Raw genomic sequence first — 23,715 nt, 5'->3', positions numbered from 1 at the left:
TGAATTATTATCTTGTCAAAATAATATTATTTTCTTCCATGATTTTTCTTAAGTTGATCAGTGCATAGCGAACCCTCCCTAGAGTCGTATTAATGCTCATATCTGTATGATCTGCAATTTCCTTAAAGCTTAACCCGTCAAAAAACCTGAGTTTTATCACCTCCTGTTGATTCTCAGGTAAGCACTGCAGCATCTTCAGCAAATCTTCTTGAATCTGCATACTTACCAATTGATCTTCAATATTTTCTGAAGGCTCCCTTATTAAATCAAAAATAGAAAATTCATCGTTATCAAAAGTAGTTTCTGAAACTTTTACATTTTTTGATTTTGCTCTGAAATAATCAATGATTAAGTTTTGAGCAATTCTTTTTGCCCACAGGATAAATTTCCCTTCCTCATTATACCGCCCTTCTTTCAGCATCATAATGATTTTAATAAACGTATCCTGGAAAACATCGTTGGCCAAATCTTCGTCACCTATTTTGTAAAGGATAAACGAAAACAGGTCTTTCTGATGACGGTGTATAAGGGTTGATAATGCTTCTTCATCTCCTCTTTGGTACAGAGATATTAATAGGCTATCTGTTGATTTCATGACTTTTCTTCTCAGTATTTACTTGTAGACAAACAGTCTCCCGACATTTTGCCAGGTTTTTTGTGCGCTACAAATTCTATTAGAGTAAAGTCTTATCAATAAGCATTAAATTATGCTGTAAATATAAATAAAATTTTAATAACTGTTAACTAAATATTAAATATTTAGACGAATTTAGTAAAAAAAACTACTTAAACATGTCATGTAAGAACGCGGTAGGAATATTTAGTGTGAAATTAATATTTAAACCCTTGAGCTCTTTTCCATTTAACTTAGAATTCGCAATAGAAAAAGCATAGCCTCCGGTTAAATCTAAAAGTCCGAATAAAGAAACGCCAATCTTTGGAGCGACATACTTATTTGTTCCTTCAACGCCTGCCAGAAAATAATAGGAATGCTTAAAATCTACATTCTTTTCAAAATTCAATAATATATCAGCGTTCACTTTAGGCATAATTGCAAATTCTGAATTAGCAGAACCCATCAATGCAGAAGCACCCAATCTGTAAATGACATCATCGGTTTTCAGAAATAGCAACTTCCCTCCTACTTCACCAAAGCTTTGATTTTGATATACATATCCTGCATTCACCATTTTATGTATCGTAACCTGAGCTTTTGCAAAAGCACTCAAAAAACATACACATACGATTGCCGCTACCCAACGAAAGTTCTTCATCTTATTTTATTTAAAAAGTAAATTTAAAAAAAACTGCCTTATCTTATCAAGATAAAGCAGTTTAAATATCTAAAAGAAAAGATTAAATTCCGAAAGCGGATTTAATTTCTTCTACTTTGTCTAATTTTTCCCAAGTAAAAAACTCAAGACCTGTAAGAGTCAATTCATTTTTATGGCCTTTGTTGAAAGTTTTATCAGCAACGAAATGCTCTCTCCCCATGTGACCGTAAGAAGCAGTTTCCTGATAAATAGGATTTCTTAATTTAAGATTTTGCTCAATAGCATAAGGTCTCAAATCGAAAATGGTAGAAACTTTTTTAGCGATTTCTCCATCATTCAAGCCAGTTTTTGAAGTTCCATAAGTATTAATGTACAGACCACAAGGTTCAGCAACACCGATAGCGTAAGAAACCTGTACCAAAACCTCATCTGCAACACCTGCAGCAACTAAGTTTTTCGCAATGTGTCTTGTAGCATACGCCGCGCTTCTGTCTACTTTTGAAGGATCTTTTCCTGAGAATGCACCACCTCCGTGAGCTCCTTTTCCACCGTATGTATCAACGATGATTTTTCTTCCTGTCAAACCTGTGTCTCCGTGAGGACCACCGATTACGAATTTACCCGTTGGATTGATATGATACTTGATCTGATCGTTGAACAAAGCCTTAATTTCTTCAGTCTGCAAAGCAACAACTCTAGGAATTAAAATAGTTTTGATGTCTTCTCTGATTTTGTTCAGCATTTCTTCTTCAGCAGCAAAATCATCGTGCTGAGTAGAGACAACAATAGAATCAATTCTTACCGGTTTGTGATCATCAGAATACTCAATCGTAACTTGACTTTTTGCATCAGGACGAAGATATTTAATATCAGAATTTTCTCTTCTGATTGCAGAAAGCTCTTTAAGAATCGTATGTGCCAAATCTAAAGCTAAGGGCATATAGTTTGCCGTTTCGTTGGTAGCATAACCGAACATCATCCCTTGATCTCCTGCTCCCTGTGCGTTTGCCTTAGCTTCAAAAGACTCATCACTTACTGCTCTGTCTACACCCTGATTGATATCTGGTGACTGCTCGTGAATTGCAGAAATTACACCGCAAGAATCACCGTTGAACATATATTCACCTTTTGTATAGCCAATTCCGTTGATTACCTCTCTTGCGATTGTCTGAACGTCAAGATATGCATCAGATTTTACCTCTCCAGCCAAAACCACCTGACCTGTAGTCACCAAAGTTTCACAAGCTACTTTCGAAGTTTTGTCGTATGCTAAAAAATTATCAATTAATGCATCAGAAATCTGGTCGGCAATTTTATCTGGATGCCCTTCTGAAACTGATTCAGACGTAAATAAATAAGACATATTATTCTTGTATTTTTAAATTAAATGTAGAAGAAAAAAATGAATAATTGCCCAGAAAAAGCTAAAAAGAATATTACTGTTTTAGCATTTTTTTAGAGAGGTTGCAATCAGGTCAAATTTTTCCTCGTTAATAATGTTGGCAAATTTAAGTACTATTTTCTTAATACTCAAAACTTTTATCCGCTAATTATAATTTTCTTGAAATTAATGATTTATATCAATATTGAAAAGAATTACTAAGGCTTGATACTCACATAATCTTTAGGATTCTCATTAAAATTCAGCTTTGTAGTAAGTGAATTTTTAATAAAAGATCCCAATTCATCGATAATTTTCTGTTTGAAAGTCGGCTTGTAATAAATAATACTGATTTCTCTGTAAGGGAAAGGCTTTTTAAATCTGAAAACTTTTCCTTTCTGTTCTTCAGACAACTGATTTAATGCCAATTCTGGTAAAATACTTATTCCGCCAACTTTGTCAACCATGTGAACTAAAGTCTGGATATTGGAAGCTAAGAAGTCAAGATTTTTAGGCTTCAATCTGTTTTCTTTTAAATGACAAATATTTTCAAACTGATTTCTCAGGCAGTTACCTTCTTCCAAAAGCCAAACTTTTTCTACATTCAATTCATCGGGAACTATAAAAGTATTTTTCTTGTTGGCTTCGGTATCTGAACTGTAAATCATCAGTTCTTCGTTGAACAAGAAGTCCTGATAAAATTCGTTGGCATTATCATAAGGTGTAGAAATAATTCCGGCATCTAATTCTCCTGCTTTTAAAGCCTTAATAATATTATCTGTGGTCATTTCCTTTACATTCATCAAAATCTTAGGATTTTCTTCAAGGAAATGGAATATTTCCGTTGGCAAAATAAATGATGAAACGGTAGGAATAATTCCTAGATTGATGGTACCACCTAGAATATTATTTAATAAATTAGCTTTGTTTTTAAGTTCGTTGACGGCCTCTATAATAACCTTCGCCTGATCGATAATCTGTAACCCAACATCAGTTGTACGAATAGGATGGGTTGTTCTGTCGAAGACCTTCACATCCAGCTCATCTTCAAACTTCTGTATCATTGCACTTAATGTCGGCTGGGTTATAAAACAAGCCTGAGCAGCTTTACCAAAATGTTTATACTTATCTACAGCGATAAGATATTCCAATTGCTGAATGTTCATTTGATTAATATTATCTATTACAAAGATATGACGTTTTTAGCACAACCAATAGAAAATTTCTGCTAAATTTGATAAATATTAAGCTGAATACAGCTTCTGAACAGTGAAAAACAAATCAAATTATAACTCTATGGATTCAAAAAAATTAACATCAAGTAGTGGTGCCCCATACTTTGAGCATCAAGATTCGCAAACGGTAGGTTCCAGAGGTCCGGTTCTATTACAGGACTTTATTTTACAGGAAAACCTCGCCCATTTTGTAAGAGAAAGAATACCTGAAAGAATAGTTCATGCCAAAGGAAGTGGCGCATATGGAAAATTTACTGTTACTCACGATATTTCACAATATACAAAGGCAAAACTCTTTTCTCAAGTAGGAAACTCATGTAAAATGTTTGCCCGTTTCTCTACTGTCGGTGGTGAAAAAGGAAGTGCTGATACCGCAAGAGACCCTCGCGGATTTGCATTAAAATTTTACACAGAAGACGGAAACTGGGATTTAGTGGGAAACAATACCCCTGTTTTCTTTATTAAAGACGCTAAAAAGTTCCCTGATTTTATCCATACGCAAAAAAGAGTTCCTAAGACGAACTTAAAGAGTGCGACGATGATGTGGGATTTCTGGAGCTTAAACCCAGAATCGCTTCATCAGGTGCTGATTTTAATGTCAGAAAGAGGAACACCTTACGGTTACAGACACATGCATGGTTTCGGATCACACACTTTTTCAATGATTAATGAAAAAAATGAAAGAAACTGGGTGAAATTCCATTTCAAAACAAAACAAGGCATCAAAAATTTCAACAACGACGACGCCACAAAAATGGCAGGAGAAAATCCTGACTTTGCTCAGGAAGATCTGTGTAATGCAATAGACAGAGGTGATTTCCCAAAATGGACGATGTATATCCAAGTGATGACAGAGGAGCAGGCTAGAGAATTCAGATGGAATCCTTTTGATGTAACCAAGGTTTGGTTCCAGGGAGATTTCCCTTTGATTGAAGTGGGAGAAATGGAACTGAATGAAGTTCCCATTAATTATTTTGCACACGTAGAGCAATCCACTTTCTCTCCAAGTAACTTAATCAACGGAATCAGTTTTTCACCAGACAAGATGCTTCAGGGAAGATTATTCTCTTATCCTGATGCTCATAGGTACAGAGTCGGCGTAAATTCTCATCAGCTTGAAGTGAATAGATGTCCGTTTGCTGTAAACAATTATCAACGAGACGGATTTATGGCAGACTCGAGTGAATATCTAGACAAGCCTAATTACCACCCCAATAGTTTCGACGACATTCAACCCGATTCGTCATATAAAAATTTCGAATATGATTTAGACAGCAATCAGGTTGCAAACTATAACCGAAACGAAAATGATGATGATCACTACACCCAACCTGGATTACTGTATACCAAAGCGATGAATCAGGAAGACAGAGATCATTTGGTTATAAATATCATTGACAATATGAGTGGTATAGACGGACCAAAGAGAGATGAGATTATCAACCGTCAGCTGTGTCACTTTTTCAGGGCAAATATTGAACTTGGCATGAAAGTAGCTTCAGGTTTACAAATCAATATTGATTCAAATATGATGAATCATTCAAAGTAAACTAAAAAAATAAACTAAAAAGGGAAAAAATATATTTTTTTCCCTTTTTTATGCAAAAAAAAAATTAATTTGCAGGTTATTAAAGATCTACGTAAACAATGGACTATCAAAATATAATTATTAGCAATGAAGATAAGATTGCTATCATCACAATCAACAGACCGGCAAGTCTAAATGCACTTAACGCACAGACAATAAAAGAAGTCAGTTCGGCGTTAGATGAGGTAGTGTATGATGATGATGTAAGAGTAATTATATTAACAGGAAGCGGTGAAAAATCTTTTGTAGCAGGAGCCGACATCAAAGAATTTAGCGACTTTAATCAGGAAAAAGCTGAAGAATTAGCAAGAAACGGTCACAATATTCTCTTCAACAAAATTGAAAATTTATCTAAACCGGTAATCGCAGCAGTGAATGGTTTTGCTTTAGGCGGAGGTCTAGAATTAGCGATGTCATGTCACATCAGATACGCATCAGAAAATGCAAAATTGGGTCTTCCTGAGGTAACTTTAGGACTGATTCCGGGGTACGGAGGAACACAGAGACTTCCGAAATTAGTTGGAAAAGGAATAGCCAATGAGATGATTTTCTCAGCTAAAATGATTTCTGCACAAAAAGGAAAAGAAATTGGCTTGATCAATGAAGTCTACTCTATCGAAGAGTTATTAAACAAAACGAAAGAGCTAGCAAAAACAATTGCCCATAATTCTCCAATGGCCATTTCTAAAGCGATACAGGCTACTAATCTCTCTGACACAAATAAAGGCTTTGAAACTGAAATACAGTATTTCGGGGAGCTTTTCGAATTGGAAGATAAAAAAGAAGGAGTTTCTGCATTTCTTGAGAAAAGAAAACCTCAATTCTAATATATCATCCCCTTACAATTACCTACAAAAAAAGAATTGATGCAGCAGATTAATAAGTTTGATAAGGCTTATCTAAAAATGGCTCTTGAATGGGCAAAACTTTCCTATTGTAAAAGGAAACAGGTAGGTGCTCTGATTGTAAAAGACAGGATGATTATCTCAGATGGATACAATGGTACACCTTCTGGATTTGAGAACTGCTGTGAAGACGAAAACGGTAAAACACATTGGTATGTCTTACATGCAGAAGCAAATGCAATTTTAAAACTAGCCGGTTCTACGCAGTCAGCACGCGGAGCAACGTTATATCTCACTCTTTCTCCATGCAAAGACTGTAGCAAACTTATATTACAAGCTGGTATCGAAAAACTCGTATTCATCAATGCGTATTCTGATGACGAAGGAATTACATTTTTAAAAAATCATGGAATTGCAATAGTACAGGTTTTAGAAAATGAATTATAAAATAAAATAAACCACATTGCAATGACTTGGGATGAAAAAATTAAGGATTTTGAAATTTTTCTAAGATTTGAAAGAAATTTCTCCGAAAACACACTCGACGCTTACGTTAGAGACATCAAAAAACTAAAAGAATACGCAGAAGAAAATCTAGAAAATATCGGTCCGGATGTAATCTCATATGATAATCTGCAAGAATATATTTTCAAACTTTCTAAACAGAAATTCAGCGAAAGATCACAAGCAAGATGGATTTCGTCAATCAAAGCATTTTTTAAATTTCTTTTGGAAGACGAGATTCGTGAAGATAATCCATCGGCATTACTTGAAGGCCCAAAACTGGGATTATATCTCCCGGACACTTTGAGCCTTTCAGACATTAATAGGATTATTGATGCAGTAGATTTAAGCTCGGATCTTGGGCAGAGAAATCTTTGCATCATTGAAGTTCTTTACGGTTGCGGCTTACGTGTTTCAGAACTCATTGACGTAAAGATTTCAAATATCAATTTTAAAGAAAACTACATTAAGGTCATCGGAAAAGGAAATAAAACCCGCTTCGTGCCATTGGCTCATTACACCGCAGAACTTCTTAAGACATATATCCGGGAAGTACGCTCTAAAATTAAAATCAATAAGAAACATGAAGACACTCTCTTTCTCAACAGCAGAGGAACCTCCATGTCAAGAGTCATTGTATTCCTTATCATTAAAGAACTCACTGATAAGGCGGGTATTAGTAAAAAAATATCACCACATACCTTCAGACATTCATTTGCCACACATTTGATGCAAAATGGGGCAGATTTACGCTTTATTCAGGAAATGTTGGGACATTCTAGCATCACCACAACGCAGGTCTATACTCACCTTAAGACTGAAGAGCTTCGCGATGTGATTTTAACCTTCCACCCACGTAATAAGACTAAAATTATTGAATGAAAACATTGAAATTTTGCCCTGATTGTGGCAAAGAATCACTGCAATGGGACGGCGAAAAAAAATGGAGTTGTCCTAATTGCAATTTTAATCTATATAATAATGTTGCAGGCGCTGTAGCTGTGGTTATACGATGTGGAGACGAGATTTACCTTACCAGAAGAAATCAGGAACCTAAGAAAGGAAAACTTGACTTGGCAGGAGGTTTTGTAGACCCGCGAGAAAGCGCAGAACATACATGCAAGCGTGAGCTTTCCGAAGAACTGCAACTTGAGATAGATATTGAAAAGCTAAAATATCTTACAAGCCTGCCGAATGTTTATAAGTATAAAGAAATTGATTACAATACAATTGATCTGTTCTACGAATACACCGTGTCAGAAAAATTTGAAGCCAGCTTAGCACTTTCAGAGATTTCGGAAACGCATTGGATTCCTATACAGAAAATTAATATTGATGACATTGCCTTTAATTCTCAGAAAATATTTTTTAAAGAATACTTAAAGAATTTTTAAATCAAAACAAACTCCCACATTTACAAAAGATGTGGGAGTTTTTATTTTTCGTTTAGTATGACTTGCTTTTAAGAATTTCTTCAAAATACTTAATTAAAATAGTTCGATCTGCATCAGATAAATTGGCGTCTTTATGATAAATAATATAAGCAGGCAAAGGCATCGTTTTATTCTGCAACGTCTGAACAGCTTTATTCAGCATACTTTCTTTTAAATCTTTATTGTACGTATTCCAAACAGAAAAATTAAGATGCTCGCGCCCCTCATTGACATGATCTTTAACAGACCAAGAAAAAGGTGCTATATATGCATACTTGGGATAAAGCGTTTCGTTTGAATGGCAATCGTAGCAAGCATTTTTAAGTAATGCAACCACCTTTGAAGGTGATTTTTTAATATCAATAAAATTTACAGATTGCTTTACCGGTTGATTTGTTTTGTCAGTAGGTATAAACTGAATGATCGCAAAGGAAACCAAAATCCAGAAAACGATTTTTTTTAATGTTTTCATTGGCGTTTAAACCTACTTGGTGTATTATCTGAACCTGAAGTGCTGTTTAAGTCGGAGCTGTTGCTATTCAGAAGACCAGAATCCAGCTCCGTGTCTTTTTTCTCATTAGATGATTTAGGTTTTGCAACTTTTATCCCTTCAAATACTCTTTTATCATTAAGATCCCAATCTTCCCTTGTTTCCCAAAGTGGTCTCGCCACAACCATTTTATAATAGATATAAGAATCTTCTGCAAAAGTTTGATTCACAAAATCAGCTTCATCCCATCGTTTATTGCCATTATTGTCTACAAGCACCCTCGCAATATATTCTCCCGGTTTCACAATATCAAATTTCACTTCACTCCCGCTTACATACTGCTGATACACTGCGTTTTCTGAGGTATCAAGCATTTGTATCCAGTATTTTGAGCTGGGTGCATTGAGAATTTTAAATGTGAGGTTACCATAGTTTTCTATTTTGTCAGCTTCAAAATCGAATCTTTTTGATTGGACATTCTTAGTGTAGAAAGAAGAAACAGTTTCTTTGGGAATCGTTAACTGATATTTTTTTCCGGCAATAAAATCCGAACTTATTAATATCTGATATGGATTGGTTTCTGAAATCTTTGCAGTAAAATTCTGTGTCGTAAGACTGTCGCTTTTTAAAACCCATTTTTCAGGGCTGATCTTATCAATAATGTAAGTAGATGTAATCTTAAAATCAGTTTTAGGAGGCAACATATTTCCGCCGTTATCACTGTTGATATCCATCGCATTTTTTGTATTGTATTTGTAAAAAACAGAAGTAGAATCTTTTTTGCCATCAACCTCATAACCCAGTTTTACATTTTCTGTCACCGTCTGACCTAAGTTATTTTTCACAGCATCAAACCAAATCCTCAAAGAATCTGACTGTGGAGTATGCGTTACTTTAAAATCCTGAAGCTTTTCATTCTTTGAAATGATTTTCACATCGTTGGGATTCCCTTCAAAAGTCATTAAAATACCTCCTGGAATTTCTTTCAATTCAGGTTTTTTGTAAGGCTTTTTAGAGGGGTATAATTTTAAATTTAAACCCGAAATAGATTTTTCAATCGTCACTGTATCTTTCTGGAAACCTATCTTCTCCTTTCCGGGATCATAGATCGAATTGCCATTCTCATCATCAAAGGCTATAATTTTAAATTTTCCGGGAGCGAGATAATTGAGTTCATAATACCCATCATCATCTACTTTCGTAATGTAATAAGGCTTCTGTTTATAATTAATGGTATCTTTCAACTGATAAAGCCCAACTACCATTTTATTTTCGCTGCTGCTTTGTTTCATAATGGTAAAAGCGTCTTTCACCTCACCACTTATGTATAGATCATCCAGTTTTTCTCCGGTGGAAAAAGCAAAATTAAAATATCTTAAAACATTTGATTCACTATTATCCGCAATTGAATTTCCAAAATTAAAGTTGTACGTTGTATTTGCCTGAAGTGTATCTGACCATTGAATAATTAAATATTTATTAGCAATATTTGACGGAAGAATTCTCGTAATGTTCTCTATCGGAGGAGAAATATTGAGATTTTTATTGACGTCCTTAAGTGTAATGTATTCATCAAAATCTATTCTGAGTTCTTTGATATCTCTTCTCACATTGACTCTTGTCGTATCAATATTTGAGCTAAGAAACTTGGGAGCCAAGGTGTCTTTGGGACCACCAACTGGAGAACCCATTCTTGCACAAGAATGCACAAGAAAACTGACAAGCAGTAAGAGAAGAATTCTTTTCATGAATATATTTGAGCAAAAATAAACATTATTCTCCAAAAACTTCAGTTCCTGTTTTTAATGTGTCCTTATTATCATTCATTATATGGGTAAGTTTATCTTTCTGTGGAGGAAAATCTTCAAATAAACCTGAAAGAGCCAACGCAGAATACACTTTCCCTGAATATTTATTCCCAATCGCAACAATAGTAACTTTTGATTTTAAAAGATGGGCAAACACTGAATTGGTACCATGCCACCAACCGTTGTGATACGTCAGTTTCTCACCATTATCAAAAATTTTCATTCTGAATCCTAAACCGTAATTATTTTGTCCCGCTTTTTCGTTGCTGTAGGGTGCAAATATCATTTCTTTCAATTGAGGTTTCAAGAAATCTTTTGAAAACATAGCTTTTGAAAATGCAAATAAATCTCTTGGCGTAGTGTATACATTTTTGTCACCATAAATCAGATCCAAACGATCTAAAGGATAAAGCCTGTTTCCACCATAATAAAATGACTGAGCAGCAGTGGGAATATCTTTCTCCTGAAAAATATATGAATTACTCATTTTTAAAGGCTTAAATACCATCTCCTGCATAGCCTGTGGAAAAGGAGTTTTTGTTACTTTCTCAATCAGCAAAGCCAAAAGTGCAAAGTTGGTATTGCAATACATAAAACCTGTATCGGTATCTCTCGCCAAATCTGGTTTGTATTTGATGATCATATTCAGAACATCCTGATTGGTAATATATTTTTTTGAAAGTTCTGCCGGAGCCGGCTGAATTTTTGTGATAAAATATTCGTATTTCGGAAGTCCGCTTCTTTGGTCTAATAAAGTCTGAACCGTAACATTCGGATAAGGAAATCCCGGAAAATGCTGCGTTAAATGATCAGACAATTTTATTTTTCCGGCCTCTACCAATTTCAGCATAGCCATTGCAGTCAACGTTTTTGAAACCGAAGCCACATGCAAAGGTGTATTTTTGTCTATAGCATTTTTATTGCCTTCTCTTGCAAAACCTCTGTAATTTTCGAACAAAATATCATTCCCTTTTGCCACCAATATTCCACCGCTCAGATTGCTTCCTTCCCAAACTTTTTTATAGTACTGATTGATATAATTGACTATAAAATCTTTATTTGAAAGAACTGCATCTTCTGGAGAAAACACTTTACCCAAATCTACATTCCCGTAATTCGGGAGATTTGTACTGTTCTCTGCGAGAGATTCTTTGTTTTCTGAATTGTTTTTACAGGAAAAAATAAATAAAAACAGGGTTGTTGCGAGTACAAAACTAAGCTTCTTCATGAGTTTCAAAAATGAGTGGCAATTTAATAAAACTCAACTCAAATTTAAACGTAGACGAATGAATTATGAATTATTTAACATAAAATTTCACCCCTTCAAAGAGTAATTTCTCATCAATCTTTTATGTACATCAACAGAAAGAAGTGACAATCTTATCAACGATAATCTGCGCAAGTTTTTCTTTGCTCTGATGCGTCCAACCGGCAATATGAGGCGTCACAATGGCTTTTTCAGAGTTTAAAAGAAATTTCAAATCCTCATTTTCTGTCTCCAGATTTTCGAATGAAGCCTTTTCATATTCTAAAACATCAAGGCACGCTCCTTTCACCTTACCTGATTTTAAAGCTTCAACTAAACTTTTCGTTTCTACATTTTTCCCTCTTGCAGTATTCACAAAATAAAAATCATTTTTCATCTCAGAAATAAATTCAGCATTTACTAAATAATTTGTTGAGTCTGTCAAAGGAACATGTAAGCTTATAACCTCAGCGTGATCTTTCAATTCATCTAAAGAAACCTGCGTCGCAAATTCATCTGAAAGATTGGGAAGAATATCATAAAAAATCACTTTGCATCCGAAACCAGATAATCTTTTTGCAGTCGCTTTCCCCATGTTTCCGTACCCGATTAATCCCACAGTTTTACCAAGCAATTCATCACCGCGGTTTTCCTCACGCAGCCAGATTCCATTTTTCACTTCGTTCGATGCGATGAACAGCCTGTTCATCAAGATCAACAGCATACCTACAACATGTTCTGCTACAGAATCCCTGTTTCCTTCCGGAGAGTTGATCAACTGAATACCTACTTCTTCAGCCACCGGAATATCAATATTTTCCATTCCGGCACCTACTCTGGCAATGAATTTCAGATTTTTCGCTTTCCTCAAAAAGTTTTGATCTAAAGGAATTCTGCTTCTGATAATCACACCATCATAATGTTCAATTTTATCGCAAACCTCATCGTAAGAAGATGTAAAATCTTCTTCCAGATTAAAGTTTTTAGCCAACAGCTGTTCAGTGATGAGTGGGTGGTTTTTATCAAGGAGTAAAATTCTCATAGAACACATAATTCTTTATATTTGATGGTGCAAAGGTAAGATTCACGGCTGTAGAAATAGCTTTTGCAAGATAGAATTTTTCAATTTTTGCTCCCTATGCAAATACATAAAACCATTTTCAGCTTTTCTGTTTTTTTTACTTCTTGCTTATATGATCTTTTTGAAGATTAAGTTGCTGTCAATTCACGAAACAATCCCGACTCATTATTTAGCAGAAGGCGCAGACGCATCTGGAAGTAAAATATTTTTATGGCTTGAGATAGCCATCAATGCAGCTATTTTATTCTTTATCGGATTCCCATTATCAAAATATTCAGAAAAACTTATAATCGCTCAGATTACTTGGAAAGCACTTTTGAAGAGGCAACAAAAAACCGACAAATATTTTTGTCGGTTTTATCTGTCATCTTTACAGTATTTATTTGCGGACTCTCTTTAAAAGAGATTATTTAGATTCTTCCTGAAAAAGCTTTTTTAATTCCACTGATTCTGTAGGTTTCATTCTACCTGAAAGAATAAGAGAAAGTTCTTTTCTTCTTAATGCAGCTGCATATCTTTCTATTTCAACGTCAGTTTCGGGCTCCATGTCTGGAATTGGAATAGGTCTGTTGAATTCGTCTACTGCTACGAAAGTATAAATTCCTTTATTTGTCTGTATTTTTTTATGATTAATCGGGTCGTCTAACCAAACATCTACATAAATTTCCATAGATGTTGAGAACGCACGAGACACTTTTGATTCCATTACAACAATTCCCCCTTCAGGAATCGGATGGTCAAATGAAACATGATTCACAGAAGCTGTTACCACTCTTCTTTCGCAATGTCTTGTTGCGGAGATTGACGCACAACGATCCATCCTCGCCAGTAATTCTCCTCCGAAAAGGTTTCTCAACTGATTGGTGTCATTGGGAAGTACGATATTCGTCATAATCGTCAGAGATTCTGACGCCTTTTTTATTTTTGCCATCTTGATTTTCTTTTTTTGTACTTGGGTTTCCAAGTTTTTGCAGCCTGTTTGATTGAATCTTTTCTTAAAGAGTCAGCCTTAAAAGCTTTTACAGAATCTGCTTTTTTTATCTGAACTGAATCAATTTTTACCGGAATTTTCTTTTCAATTCTTTTGGTTTTGGTCTGTACCGAAACATCATCAAAAGATTTTTTCCCGAAGATCAATTCCTGCTGTGTATATGCTAAATACAACATCCCTAAAACCGGAACGATAAAAAGGAAAATCCACAAGATTGATTTGTTGAATTTATAATCCTTGTCCGTATTTTTTAGAGTTTCGAGCGTTTCACCTTTATTGATGTCTGAAAAATGGATTTCTTCTAAACCATAAAAATCGGGATGATCAGATTCCAGACGGTTTCCCTTAAAATGAAGTGCACCGTCTTCAATAAAAATAGTCCCGAGATTTTGAATTTCCAAAAACTGTTCGGCTTGAAGTTTTTTCTTCCAAAAATCGGTCTGAACCTGTAATTCATTTTCTGCTACTTCTTTTGAAACCGCTTTCTTACTGCTGATAAACTGCAACAAATCATCAGACAAAACCTGATAATCAGAATGAAAAGTAACTTTTGTGGAAGGCGGAAGGATGCTCCCGTTTTCTGAGTTGATAACTGCTTTAGAATTTTCCAGAGAAAATACACCAAACTTTGGAACGGTAACCGTTCCAAACTGTTTCAAATAGTCTAAAATGTAAGCTGAAATATTCATTTGACGGCAAATTTATAACTTTTTCGTGACTTTTTCAGAGATTTGTTTGCATCATATCTTATGAAATGAGCTCCCACGCCCTATAAAGATTTTCTAAGAATTTTCTTTCGTGATAAATTTATTCTGGATTATGAACCTTTGTCTTCAAAAAATAATCGAAACGCCTTTGTCTAACTTATTTTAATTGTAGAAACAAAAAAGGCCGCCGAAGCAGCCTTCAAAATTTAATCTAAACTTTACTGAAATATAATGATATGAAATGGTATCTCATGTACTTACTGGATTTTCCAGCTGATCCCGAACATAAAGTTGGTTCCCGCCTGAGAAAAATAAATCGGGCCGTTATAAACATAACCGTTGTTGACATATTTCTGATTGAAAACATTATTGACCAAAAGCTTTAAAGCAACCTCCTGCTTTGCAATGTTAAACTGATATTGAGCATTAAAATCTGTCAGAAGATAATCTTTCAACTGCAGATCCTGAGTTTCTGTATTGTCTAAATATTGCTTTCCAACATATTGATTCATCAAAGCAAACTGGAAATTTTGGCTTGGATTAAACTTCAAACCTAAATTTGCAATTAGATTGGGTGAAAAAGAAATTTCGGTGTTTCCTAATTGATTAATACCTGTCTCATTTTCAATTCTGAAATCAAGATTTCTATTTTGGCTCAAACTTACATTCCCTGTAACTTCCCATTGTTTTGAAAGTTTCGCCAAGGCTCCGATTTCAATTCCTCTTCTATAACTTTTCCCTGAATTGGTTCTGATGAATTCTCCTATATTGCTGATCTGCCCGTTTAAAACCAACTGATTAAGATAATACATATAATAAAGATTGGCAGTGAATGCCACTTTTCCGAACTGCTTTTCTATTCCTGCTTCAAAATCGTGTAGCTTTTCTGATTTCACATCGTTGTTTGCTATTAAATCGTCACGATTCGGCTCTCGTTGTGCGTGAGCGTAGGAAACAAAGACTTTTCCATTGCCTAATTTATAGTTCACCCCTGCTTTTGGATTAAAAAACAGCCAGTTTTTATTTAGATTGGCACCTTCGCTGTCGCCTTCCATCAAAATTTTTGTATCGTAATCGATATTCCTTAACTGAAGATCTCCAAAGAATTCGAAATCATTGACTTTTACCAAAGCTTTTGCAAAACCTGCTACTTCGTTTTTCACAGAGCGGTTTCTGTAATACTCATGCTCCTGAATCTGCGGATTGAAAACATCGGTAACATTTCCATAATGTTTTCCATAATACTGATTTCCAACTACTCCAAAATTCAGATCAAGATTATCAAACTTTCCATAGAGCGTTGAAACAATTCCGTAAAAATCATTGTTCAGCCATTTTTTTCTGATAAAATCTGAATATTTTTCTCCATTCAAATCAGGCAGATTGTATCTTGCATATGGATCTCCCTGTTTGTAGTTTTCGTAGTATCCTCTTCCTTTGGTGTAATGTAAAGTAGTTTCTAAATTCCACCTTTCATTCAGCCCCTGTTCCCAAAGCAACTGATAATGGTTTTGTCTGTAATTATCGGTTTCATTATCATAAAATCCGACAACATTTTCCCAGTTTGTATCATAAATTGCTCCTGAAACGTTATATTTAGGATTGGTTTCCCAGGTTTTTCTGTCGACGCCATTCCATGCCTGATAAGTTTTTTCTTTTCCACCAAAAGCCATTAGTCGAAGTTTTGTTTTACCTTCTTCAAATACAGCTGTAAAATTGTAAGAATTTAAATCTGAAAATGCTCTGTCGATATATCCATCAGAATGGATGTGAGAATATCTTCCCGTTACCGAAAGTCGGTTCTTCCAAAACTTTCCGGAACCAACTTCAGCTGAATATTTATAGGTATTAAAAGATCCGTAGCTGTCATCCGTTTTAAAATAAAATTTATCTTCCGGCTCCTTCGAAATCACATTAATACTTGCTCCAAAGGCAGAAACTCCGTTGTTGGAAGTTCCGACACCTCTTTGAATCACGATCTGCGATGCAGAACTCGTCAAATCCGGAACATTGACAAAGAAAGTTCCCTGACTTTCAGAATCGTTGAACGGAACGCCATTCATCATCACGTTAATTCCTCTTCCGGCAACACCACGAATTCGGAAACCAGTATAACCTACTCCGTTTCCTGCATCAGAAGTCGAGATAATTGAGGTTTGATTTTTTAAGAGAATTGGTAAATCTTGTCCCAGATTCCTGCTCTCGAGATCCTTCTGAACATTGATGATTTCTTTGGCAACTGGAAGTCTTTTGGTAAAATTGACAGCTTCAATTTCTCTTATTTTCAGAGAATCAGTATTTCGAGTTTGCGCAAAACCCAGAGAACTTGCGGTAAGTCCTAAAAAAATAAATCCTTTCATTCTTATAAATTTTTAAAATTTAATGGAATAAAAGGGGCGATTACAATAAATAATGAATAATTGGTAATTTAATAATTCGAGAATTATTTATTGCTAAATACTCATTGTTCATTTTTAATTTCCCTAAACAGCATTATCTGTTCTAGGTTCATTGGGTATAATCTCAGCCCCCGTTGGAGCACCCCTTTAATTACAGCGCGAAATTACAAAAAAATACTGATCTTCCAAATTTAATAGGCTTTGTTGTTAGAATCGATGTAATAATAGTGGACATCGTCTTTTGTGACTTCAAACATTTTCCCCAGTTTCCAGCTGTAGTTTCGTTTTATATCAGCATATTCAAATGGAATAATAATATTGTTATTAACATCGATGATGCCAAATTTATTTTTATGAGAAACTACGACCATGGGATTTGACAGATCATCACCTTCTAAAATATGTAAATAGTCGTATTTAGGATAAATTTTAAAATGTGAACGGTCTGAAGGATTGCTAAACTTCGAATCTTCAATAATTCCATAAGAGCCATTCATAATGTAAGCATGGAATAATTGTTTTCTAAATTGAGTATGGCATCTTCCTAAATCGGTAGATTTATATTGATACACTTTTTTACCCGTCTTATCGATTCTATAGGAAATATTGTTCTTGTCAACCGTGGCAAATTCATCCGTGCCAAATTTCTTAGCTTTCGGATTGGCGGAGTTTAAGAGATTACAATCTTCTGCAAAAAACATCGCAATATGATACTCAGGCGCAATGACGAATTTCCCATTTTGATTAACATATCCATAATTTCCATTTATTTTTTTTGGAATTAATAACGGAACGTTTTCATTAAGGATTACCAAGTTATGATCAGGCACTTTTTTTGTCACCGGTGTAGATGATTTGTTTTTCGCAACCAACTTACTGCTTTTCAAAACTTTAGATTGAGAAAACAGAAAAACCGACCATACAATAAAAATACCACTTAAAACTTTATTCATAACGTTTTGTGTTCAAAATATCTTCCAAAAATAGAAAATATAAAATACATATTTATACACAATCTAAATAAATAACTATCAAAGAAAAATTAAAATTCGTATTTTTGGAAACATTTTTAAATGTTTGATAATTTTAAAACGTTTTTAAGCCACAACATTTGATTGTAACACATCAAAAGCCACCAAACGTTTTATCCGAAAAGAGTTTTTGCGGCGAGACAGATTGCAGGTAAACCACTTATATTTTCAGAGAAAGTCCTTTTACTATTTACCCATTGGGACAGATTATTATCTCACATTTTTAGAAATGGTGTAGATTTCAGACTGCTTCTGTACTTTCAGACGACGACTATTCAATAATCTACCTTTAATTTTAAAAAGAACTTCTATTTATGAATATTTATCAGGATTACATCCAAGAGATTGAAGAAAGAAAAACTCAGGGTCTTCACCCAAAACCAATTGATGGTGCCGAACTTTTAAGCGCAATCATTGCACAAATTAAAGATACACAAAACGAATACAGAGCAGATTCTCTGAAATTCTTTATCTATAACAGTTTACCGGGTACAACACCTGCTGCCGTAGTGAAAGCTCAGTTTTTAAAAGAAATCATTTTAGGTGAATCCGTATTAGAAGAAATAACCCCAGCCTTTGCGTTCGAGTTATTATCTCATATGAAGGGTGGTCCTTCAATCAAAGTATTGTTGGATTTAGCTTTAGGCAACGATGCTAGTATTGCTAAGGAAGCTGCAAATGTTCTGAAGACTCAGGTTTTCCTTTACGAAGCTGACACAGATCGTTTAAAACAAGCATTCCATAACGGTAACGAAGTTGCAAAAGAACTTATTGAAAGCTATGCACAGGCTGAATTCTTCACAAAACTTCCTGAAGCTCCTGAAGAAATCAAAGTAGTAACATATATTGCTGGTGAAGGTGATATTTCTACAGATTTATTGTCTCCTGGAAATCAGGCACACTCAAGATCAGACCGTGAACTTCACGGAAAGTGCATGATGACTCCGGAAGCTCAAGAGGAAATTAAAGCTTTGCAGGCACAACATCCTGACAAAAGCGTGATGTTGATCGCTGAAAAAGGAACAATGGGAGTTGGTTCATCAAGAATGTCTGGTGTAAACAACGTGGCACTTTGGACTGGTAAACAAGCGAGTCCTTATATTCCATTTGTGAATTTCGCGCCAATTGTTGGTGGAACAAACGGGATTTCTCCTATTTTCCTGACTACTGTTGACGTAACTGGTGGAATTGGTATCGACCTTCAGAACTGGGTTAAAAAACTAGATGCAGAAGGAAATGTTATCCGTAACGAAAACAACGAACCTATCCTTGAAGAAGTTTATTCTGTAGCAACGGGAACCGTTCTTACTATTAATACTAAGACTAAAAAATTATACAACGGCGACCAGGAATTGAAAGATATTTCTAAGTCTTTCACACCACAAAAGATGGAATTCATCAAAGCTGGTGGTTCTTATGCAATTGTTTTTGGTAAAAAATTGCAAACTTGGGCTTCGGGAATTTTAGGAATTGAAACCCCTACCGTTTATGCTCCATCAAAAGAAATTACAAAAGAAGGTGTAGGTCTTTCTGCTGTAGAAAAAATATTTAACAAAAACGCTGTTGGTTTAGCGCCAGGAAAAGTTTTACACGCTGGTTCAGACGTAAGAGTAGAAGTAAATATCGTTGGATCGCAGGATACAACCGGTTTGATGACTGCACAGGAATTGGAATCAATGGCTGCGACAGTAATTTCTCCGATTGTTGACGGTGCTTACCAATCAGGATGTCACACTGCTTCGGTTTGGGATAAAAAAGCTCAGGCAAACATTCCGAGATTGATGAAATTTATGAATGATTTCGGTTTGATTACCGCTCGTGACCCGAAAGGCGAATATCATGCGATGACAGACGTTATTCATAAAGTTTTGAATGATATTACGATTGACGAGTGGGCAATCATCATTGGTGGTGACTCACACACAAGAATGTCGAAAGGTGTAGCATTCGGAGCTGACTCAGGAACTGTGGCTTTGGCTTTAGCGACTGGAGAAGCATCTATGCCAATCCCGGAATCTGTAAAAGTAACTTTCAAAGGGGATATGAAACATCATATGGATTTCCGTGATGTTGTTCATGCGACTCAGTTACAGATGCTACAGCAGTTTGGAGGAGAAAATGTATTCCAGGGTAGAATTATTGAGGTTCACATCGGAACACTTCCTGCTGATCAGGCATTTACATTCACAGACTGGACTGCAGAAATGAAAGCAAAAGCTTCCATCTGTATTTCTGAAGACGATACTTTGATAGAATCATTGGAAATTGCGAAAGGCAGAATCCAGATTATGATCGACAAAGGGATGGATAACCATAATCAGGTTCTTCAGGGATTAATCAACAAAGCGAACAAGAGAATTACAGAAATTAAATCTGGTGAAAAACCAGCGTTGACTCCTGATTCAAATGCAAGTTATTATGCAGAAGTGGTGGTAGATCTTGACATGATTGTTGAGCCAATGATTGCTGACCCAGACGTAAACAACGAAGATGTTTCTAAAAGATATACACACGACACCATCAGAGACCTTACCTATTATGGAGGTGACAAGAAAGTAGATTTAGGTTTCGTAGGATCTTGTATGGTTCACAAAGGTGACTTGAAAATTGTTTCTCAGATGCTAAGAAACATCGAAAGAAGAGACGGTAAAGTTGAATTCTTAGCTCCTCTTGTAGTTGCTGCTCCAACGTACAACATCATCGATGAATTAAAAGCTGAAGGTGATTGGGAATTGTTGGAGAAATATTCAGGTTTTGAATTTGATGATAATGCTCCAAAAGGTGCAGCACGTGTTGAGTACAAAAATATGATGTATCTTGAGCGTCCGGGATGTAACCTTTGTATGGGTAACCAGGAAAAAGCGGAAAAAGGAGATACTGTTTTGGCAACGTCCACCAGACTTTTTCAGGGAAGAGTGGTTGAAGATTCTGAGCGTAAAAAAGGGGAATCTTTATTGGCCTCTACTCCGGTTGTTGTATTATCTGCGATCATCGGAAGAATTCCAAGCATTGAAGAATACAAAGCAGCAGTAGAAGGTATTGACTTGACTACTTTTGTACCGTCTATCAAAGAATTGGTTACCGTTGGCCACAATTAAGCCAAACGAAAGTCTATCATAAGACTATTTTAAATTTATATAAATGAAAGATTTTGATCCTTAGGGATTTAAAATCTTTCATTTTTTTTGTTTAGAACGTTTCCAATTAAGCTGTATTTGATTTATTTTGACTTAAATCAATTACAGAATTTCTATTTTTTCTTAACTTGATAGAAATAAAACATGCTCGTTATTCATTAGTATTATCCTTTAAAATGATTGAAGGAACAGAATTTGATGGACAGAGTATCATCCGTTTTCAATTAAATTTAGAACGGAAGTTTGCTTTAAATAGAAAAAATAAATTAAGATATGACTTTCGACATTGACATGATCAAAAAAGTGTACGAACGCTATCCTGAACGTATTGCAGCAGCAAGACAGATCACAGGAAAACCGTTAACACTTTCAGAAAAAATTCTTTACACCCACTTGTGGGAAGGAAACGCAACAAAAGAACATGAAAGAGGAAATTCTTACGTGGATTTCGCTCCCGACAGAGTGGCCATGCAGGATGCAACGGCTCAGATGGCTCTTTTACAGTTTATGCAGGCAGGAAAAGCCAAAGTCGCTGTTCCGTCCACTGCCCATGCTGATCACCTTATTCAGGCCAGAGTGGGTGCTGAATCAGATTTACAGGAAGGAATTAATAAAAACTCTGAGGTTTTCAACTTCTTAGGTTCTGTGTGTGATAAATACGGAATCGGTTTCTGGAAACCGGGAGCAGGAATTATCCATCAGGTTGTTTTAGAAAACTACGCATTCCCGGGAGGAATGATGATCGGAACCGACTCTCATACAGTAAACGCAGGAGGTTTAGGAATGGTGGCCATCGGTGTTGGTGGTGCAGATGCCGTAGACGTAATGGCTGGAATGGCTTGGGAATTGAAAATGCCAAAATTAATTGGTGTAAAATTAACCGGTAAAATGTCTGGCTGGACCTCAGCAAAAGACGTTATCCTAAAAGTTGCCGGAATTCTTACAGTGAAAGGAGGAACCGGATGTATCGTAGAATATTTCGGTGATGGTGCAATCTCTTTATCCGCAACAGGAAAAGGAACAATCTGTAACATGGGTGCTGAAATCGGCGCAACGACTTCTACTTTCGGATATGATGATTCCATGAGAAGATATCTCGCTTCTACAGGAAGACAGGATGTTGTAGATGCTGCAGATAAAGTAGCAGAACATTTAACGGGTGATGCAGAAGTGTATGCAAATCCAGAACAATATTTTGATCAGGTGATTGAAATTAATCTTTCAGAACTCGCTCCTCACTTGAACGGTCCGTTTACACCAGATTTGGCAACTCCGGTTTCTGAATTTAAAGCAAAAGCAGAAGCGAACGGTTGGCCTATTGAAGTAGAATGGGCATTAATTGGATCTTGTACCAACTCATCTTATGAAGACCTATCAAGAGCCGCTTCCATCGTGGAAGATGCAGTGGCAAAAGGAGTAAAACCTAAAGCTATTTTAGGAATCAACCCAGGTTCTGAGCAGGTGAAATTTACCGCAGAAAGAGATGGATTTTTAGATTCTTTCAGAAAATTTGAAAATGCAAGAATCTTTACCAATGCCTGCGGACCTTGTATCGGACAGTGGGACAGAGAAGGTGCTGATAAAGGCGAGAAAAACTCCATCATTCACTCTTTTAACAGAAACTTTGCCAAAAGAGCAGACGGCAACCCCAATACTCACGCATTTGTAGCGTCACCGGAAATGGTGGCTGCGATTGCAATTTCGGGAAGATTAGATTTTAATCCAATCACAGATACATTAACCGCTGAAAACGGAGAACAAATAAAATTAAATGAGCCAAGCGGTTCTGAATTACCGTCAAAAGGATTTGCAGTTGATGACAATGGTTACCAGGCGCCTTCAGAAGATGGTTCGGCTGTTGAAGTAAAGGTTAGCCCGACTTCAGACAGACTTCAGTTACTTGAGGAATTCCCCGCGTGGGATGGTAAAAACATTACCGGAGCGAGAGTTTTAATTAAAGCTTTCGGAAAATGTACGACGGATCACATTTCTATGGCCGGACCTTGGTTGAAATACAGAGGGCATTTAGATAATATCTCAAACAACATGTTAATCGGTGCTGTAAACGCTTACAACATGGAAACCAACAAAGTAAAAAACCAGCTGGATGGTGCTTACGGCGAAGTTCCTACTGTACAGAGAGCTTATAAAGCTGCAGGAATTCCTTCTATTGTTGTGGGAGATCAGAATTACGGTGAAGGTTCTTCAAGAGAGCATGCAGCGATGGAGCCGAGACATCTTGGTGTAAAAGCTGTTCTGGTTAAATCATTTGCAAGAATCCATGAAACCAACCTGAAAAAACAGGGAATGTTAGGACTGACATTTGCTGATGAAACAGATTACGATAAAATTCAGGAAGATGACGTGGTTAACTTCTTAGACTTGGATCAGTTTGCTCCGGGAAAACAATTAACTTTGGAATTCATTCATACAGATTCAACGAAAGACATTGTTTTGGCAAACCATACTTATAATGATCAGCAGATTGATTGGTTTAAGGCGGGTTCTGCTTTGAATTTGATTAAGCAACAGGAGAACTAACATTTATTTAATATAATCAAAAGC

Annotated in this window: 20 protein-coding genes and 1 riboswitch; of the genes, 8 read left to right on the top strand and 12 right to left on the bottom strand. The window is 35.8% G+C overall.

Going from position 1 to position 23,715, the window contains the following annotated elements; all coding sequences use genetic code 11:
* Window positions 1–7 precede the first annotated feature (7 nt).
* The 4 genes from AR685_RS10365 to AR685_RS10350 form a co-directional block, all read right to left on the bottom strand.
* Window positions 8–595 (bottom strand): RNA polymerase sigma factor, encoded by a 588-nt coding sequence (locus tag AR685_RS10365; protein WP_047443576.1) that lies wholly within the window; start codon window positions 593–595, stop codon window positions 8–10.
* A 187-nt stretch (window positions 596–782) separates the two neighbouring features.
* Window positions 783–1,274, bottom strand: a complete 492-nt coding sequence (locus tag AR685_RS10360; RefSeq protein WP_047443575.1) for a hypothetical protein — start codon at window positions 1,272–1,274, stop codon at window positions 783–785.
* An 82-nt stretch (window positions 1,275–1,356) separates the two neighbouring features.
* A complete protein-coding gene (gene metK / locus AR685_RS10355; RefSeq protein WP_059124503.1) occupies window positions 1,357–2,637 on the bottom strand; it encodes a methionine adenosyltransferase in 1,281 nt (426 codons plus the stop codon).
* A gap of 236 nt (window positions 2,638–2,873) precedes the next feature.
* Window positions 2,874–3,821 (bottom strand): LysR substrate-binding domain-containing protein, encoded by a 948-nt coding sequence (locus AR685_RS10350; RefSeq protein WP_047443573.1) that lies wholly within the window; start codon window positions 3,819–3,821, stop codon window positions 2,874–2,876.
* A gap of 130 nt (window positions 3,822–3,951) precedes the next feature.
* On the opposite strand from AR685_RS10350, the gene AR685_RS10345 reads away from it, so the two are divergent.
* The 5 genes from AR685_RS10345 (at window position 3,952) to AR685_RS10325 (ending at window position 8,221) form a co-directional block, all read left to right on the top strand.
* Complete coding sequence (locus tag AR685_RS10345; protein ID WP_059124502.1) at window positions 3,952–5,439, top strand: catalase; 1,488 nt, start codon at window positions 3,952–3,954, stop codon at window positions 5,437–5,439.
* Between the two features lie 98 nt (window positions 5,440–5,537).
* Entirely contained in the window at window positions 5,538–6,305 is a 768-nt protein-coding gene (locus AR685_RS10340; RefSeq protein WP_059124501.1) for an enoyl-CoA hydratase-related protein, read from the top strand.
* Window positions 6,306–6,344: 39 nt separating this feature from the next.
* Entirely contained in the window at window positions 6,345–6,770 is a 426-nt protein-coding gene (locus AR685_RS10335; RefSeq protein ID WP_059124500.1) for a deoxycytidylate deaminase, read from the top strand.
* 21 nt (window positions 6,771–6,791) lie between these two features.
* A complete protein-coding gene (gene xerD, locus AR685_RS10330) occupies window positions 6,792–7,709 on the top strand; it encodes a site-specific tyrosine recombinase XerD (RefSeq protein ID WP_047443569.1) in 918 nt (305 codons plus the stop codon).
* Window positions 7,706–8,221 (top strand): NUDIX hydrolase, encoded by a 516-nt coding sequence (locus AR685_RS10325; protein WP_059124499.1) that lies wholly within the window; start codon window positions 7,706–7,708, stop codon window positions 8,219–8,221. The genes xerD and AR685_RS10325 overlap by 4 nt, the downstream gene beginning before the upstream one ends.
* Window positions 8,222–8,273: 52 nt before the next feature.
* On the opposite strand, the gene AR685_RS10320 is transcribed toward AR685_RS10325, so the two are convergent.
* The 4 genes from AR685_RS10320 to AR685_RS10305 all read right to left on the bottom strand — a co-directional run bounded on the left by AR685_RS10320 (window position 8,274) and on the right by AR685_RS10305 (window position 12,846).
* Window positions 8,274–8,732, bottom strand: coding sequence for a heme-binding domain-containing protein (locus tag AR685_RS10320; protein ID WP_047443567.1), 459 nt, complete (start codon window positions 8,730–8,732; stop codon window positions 8,274–8,276).
* The gene (locus AR685_RS10315; protein ID WP_082671917.1) at window positions 8,729–10,498 is read right to left on the bottom strand and encodes an Ig-like domain-containing protein; all 1,770 of its coding nucleotides are present in this window, start codon (window positions 10,496–10,498) and stop codon (window positions 8,729–8,731) included. Before AR685_RS10315 ends, AR685_RS10320 begins: the two co-directional genes overlap by 4 nt.
* Before the next feature lie 25 nt (window positions 10,499–10,523).
* Window positions 10,524–11,786, bottom strand: a complete 1,263-nt coding sequence (locus AR685_RS10310) for a serine hydrolase domain-containing protein (RefSeq protein WP_059124498.1) — start codon at window positions 11,784–11,786, stop codon at window positions 10,524–10,526.
* A gap of 130 nt (window positions 11,787–11,916) precedes the next feature.
* Window positions 11,917–12,846, bottom strand: coding sequence for a 2-hydroxyacid dehydrogenase (locus AR685_RS10305; RefSeq protein ID WP_059124497.1), 930 nt, complete (start codon window positions 12,844–12,846; stop codon window positions 11,917–11,919).
* A 160-nt stretch (window positions 12,847–13,006) separates the two neighbouring features.
* On the opposite strand from AR685_RS10305, the gene AR685_RS10300 reads away from it, so the two are divergent.
* Window positions 13,007–13,285: a hypothetical protein gene (locus tag AR685_RS10300; protein WP_228376427.1), complete on the top strand. Its 279-nt coding sequence runs from the start codon at window positions 13,007–13,009 to the stop codon at window positions 13,283–13,285.
* A gap of 6 nt (window positions 13,286–13,291) precedes the next feature.
* Here the strand turns inward: AR685_RS10300 and AR685_RS10295 are convergent, their stop codons facing one another.
* The 4 genes from AR685_RS10295 to AR685_RS10280 all read right to left on the bottom strand — a co-directional run bounded on the left by AR685_RS10295 (window position 13,292) and on the right by AR685_RS10280 (window position 17,935).
* The gene (locus tag AR685_RS10295) at window positions 13,292–13,816 is read right to left on the bottom strand and encodes an acyl-CoA thioesterase (RefSeq protein ID WP_047443563.1); all 525 of its coding nucleotides are present in this window, start codon (window positions 13,814–13,816) and stop codon (window positions 13,292–13,294) included.
* Window positions 13,804–14,565: a hypothetical protein gene (locus tag AR685_RS10290; RefSeq protein WP_047443562.1), complete on the bottom strand. Its 762-nt coding sequence runs from the start codon at window positions 14,563–14,565 to the stop codon at window positions 13,804–13,806. Before AR685_RS10290 ends, AR685_RS10295 begins: the two co-directional genes overlap by 13 nt.
* 275 nt (window positions 14,566–14,840) lie before the next feature.
* Window positions 14,841–16,943 carry a TonB-dependent receptor gene (locus tag AR685_RS10285; protein WP_059124495.1) on the bottom strand — a complete coding sequence of 701 codons (2,103 nt, stop codon included), beginning with the start codon at window positions 16,941–16,943 and terminating at the stop codon, window positions 14,841–14,843.
* Window positions 16,944–17,044: 101 nt separating this feature from the next.
* A riboswitch (TPP riboswitch) is annotated at window positions 17,045–17,139 on the bottom strand.
* 34 nt (window positions 17,140–17,173) lie between these two features.
* Entirely contained in the window at window positions 17,174–17,935 is a 762-nt protein-coding gene (locus AR685_RS10280) for a WG repeat-containing protein (RefSeq protein ID WP_059124494.1), read from the bottom strand.
* Between the two features lie 392 nt (window positions 17,936–18,327).
* On the opposite strand from AR685_RS10280, the gene AR685_RS10275 reads away from it, so the two are divergent.
* Both AR685_RS10275 and AR685_RS10270 read left to right on the top strand, forming a co-directional pair.
* Entirely contained in the window at window positions 18,328–21,111 is a 2,784-nt protein-coding gene (locus tag AR685_RS10275) for a bifunctional aconitate hydratase 2/2-methylisocitrate dehydratase (protein ID WP_059124493.1), read from the top strand.
* Between the two features lie 312 nt (window positions 21,112–21,423).
* Complete coding sequence (locus AR685_RS10270) at window positions 21,424–23,691, top strand: aconitate hydratase (RefSeq protein WP_047443558.1); 2,268 nt, start codon at window positions 21,424–21,426, stop codon at window positions 23,689–23,691.
* Window positions 23,692–23,715 lie beyond the last annotated feature (24 nt).

This window comes from Chryseobacterium sp. JAH, from assembly GCF_001507335.1.
GTDB lineage: Bacteria > Bacteroidota > Bacteroidia > Flavobacteriales > Weeksellaceae > Chryseobacterium.
This window is presented reverse-complemented; position numbering and strand designations above follow the sequence as displayed.

Excerpts from the sequence above, each read along its gene's own strand:
- AR685_RS10365 (WP_047443576.1), bottom strand. The coding sequence starts at position 595 with ATGAAATCAACAGATAGCCTATTAATATCTCTGTACCAAAGAGGAGAT.
- AR685_RS10360 (WP_047443575.1), bottom strand. The coding sequence starts at position 1,274 with ATGAAGAACTTTCGTTGGGTAGCGGCAATCGTATGTGTATGTTTTTTG.
- metK (WP_059124503.1), bottom strand. The coding sequence starts at position 2,637 with ATGTCTTATTTATTTACGTCTGAATCAGTTTCAGAAGGGCATCCAGAT.
- AR685_RS10350 (WP_047443573.1), bottom strand. The coding sequence starts at position 3,821 with ATGAACATTCAGCAATTGGAATATCTTATCGCTGTAGATAAGTATAAA.
- AR685_RS10345 (WP_059124502.1), top strand. The coding sequence starts at position 3,952 with ATGGATTCAAAAAAATTAACATCAAGTAGTGGTGCCCCATACTTTGAG.
- AR685_RS10340 (WP_059124501.1), top strand. The coding sequence starts at position 5,538 with ATGGACTATCAAAATATAATTATTAGCAATGAAGATAAGATTGCTATC.
- AR685_RS10335 (WP_059124500.1), top strand. The coding sequence starts at position 6,345 with ATGCAGCAGATTAATAAGTTTGATAAGGCTTATCTAAAAATGGCTCTT.
- xerD (WP_047443569.1), top strand. The coding sequence starts at position 6,792 with ATGACTTGGGATGAAAAAATTAAGGATTTTGAAATTTTTCTAAGATTT.
- AR685_RS10325 (WP_059124499.1), top strand. The coding sequence starts at position 7,706 with ATGAAAACATTGAAATTTTGCCCTGATTGTGGCAAAGAATCACTGCAA.
- AR685_RS10320 (WP_047443567.1), bottom strand. The coding sequence starts at position 8,732 with ATGAAAACATTAAAAAAAATCGTTTTCTGGATTTTGGTTTCCTTTGCG.
- AR685_RS10315 (WP_082671917.1), bottom strand. The coding sequence starts at position 10,498 with ATGAAAAGAATTCTTCTCTTACTGCTTGTCAGTTTTCTTGTGCATTCT.
- AR685_RS10310 (WP_059124498.1), bottom strand. The coding sequence starts at position 11,786 with ATGAAGAAGCTTAGTTTTGTACTCGCAACAACCCTGTTTTTATTTATT.
- AR685_RS10305 (WP_059124497.1), bottom strand. The coding sequence starts at position 12,846 with ATGAGAATTTTACTCCTTGATAAAAACCACCCACTCATCACTGAACAG.
- AR685_RS10295 (WP_047443563.1), bottom strand. The coding sequence starts at position 13,816 with ATGGCAAAAATAAAAAAGGCGTCAGAATCTCTGACGATTATGACGAAT.
- AR685_RS10290 (WP_047443562.1), bottom strand. The coding sequence starts at position 14,565 with ATGAATATTTCAGCTTACATTTTAGACTATTTGAAACAGTTTGGAACG.
- AR685_RS10285 (WP_059124495.1), bottom strand. The coding sequence starts at position 16,943 with ATGAAAGGATTTATTTTTTTAGGACTTACCGCAAGTTCTCTGGGTTTT.
- AR685_RS10280 (WP_059124494.1), bottom strand. The coding sequence starts at position 17,935 with ATGAATAAAGTTTTAAGTGGTATTTTTATTGTATGGTCGGTTTTTCTG.
- AR685_RS10275 (WP_059124493.1), top strand. The coding sequence starts at position 18,328 with ATGAATATTTATCAGGATTACATCCAAGAGATTGAAGAAAGAAAAACT.
- AR685_RS10270 (WP_047443558.1), top strand. The coding sequence starts at position 21,424 with ATGACTTTCGACATTGACATGATCAAAAAAGTGTACGAACGCTATCCT.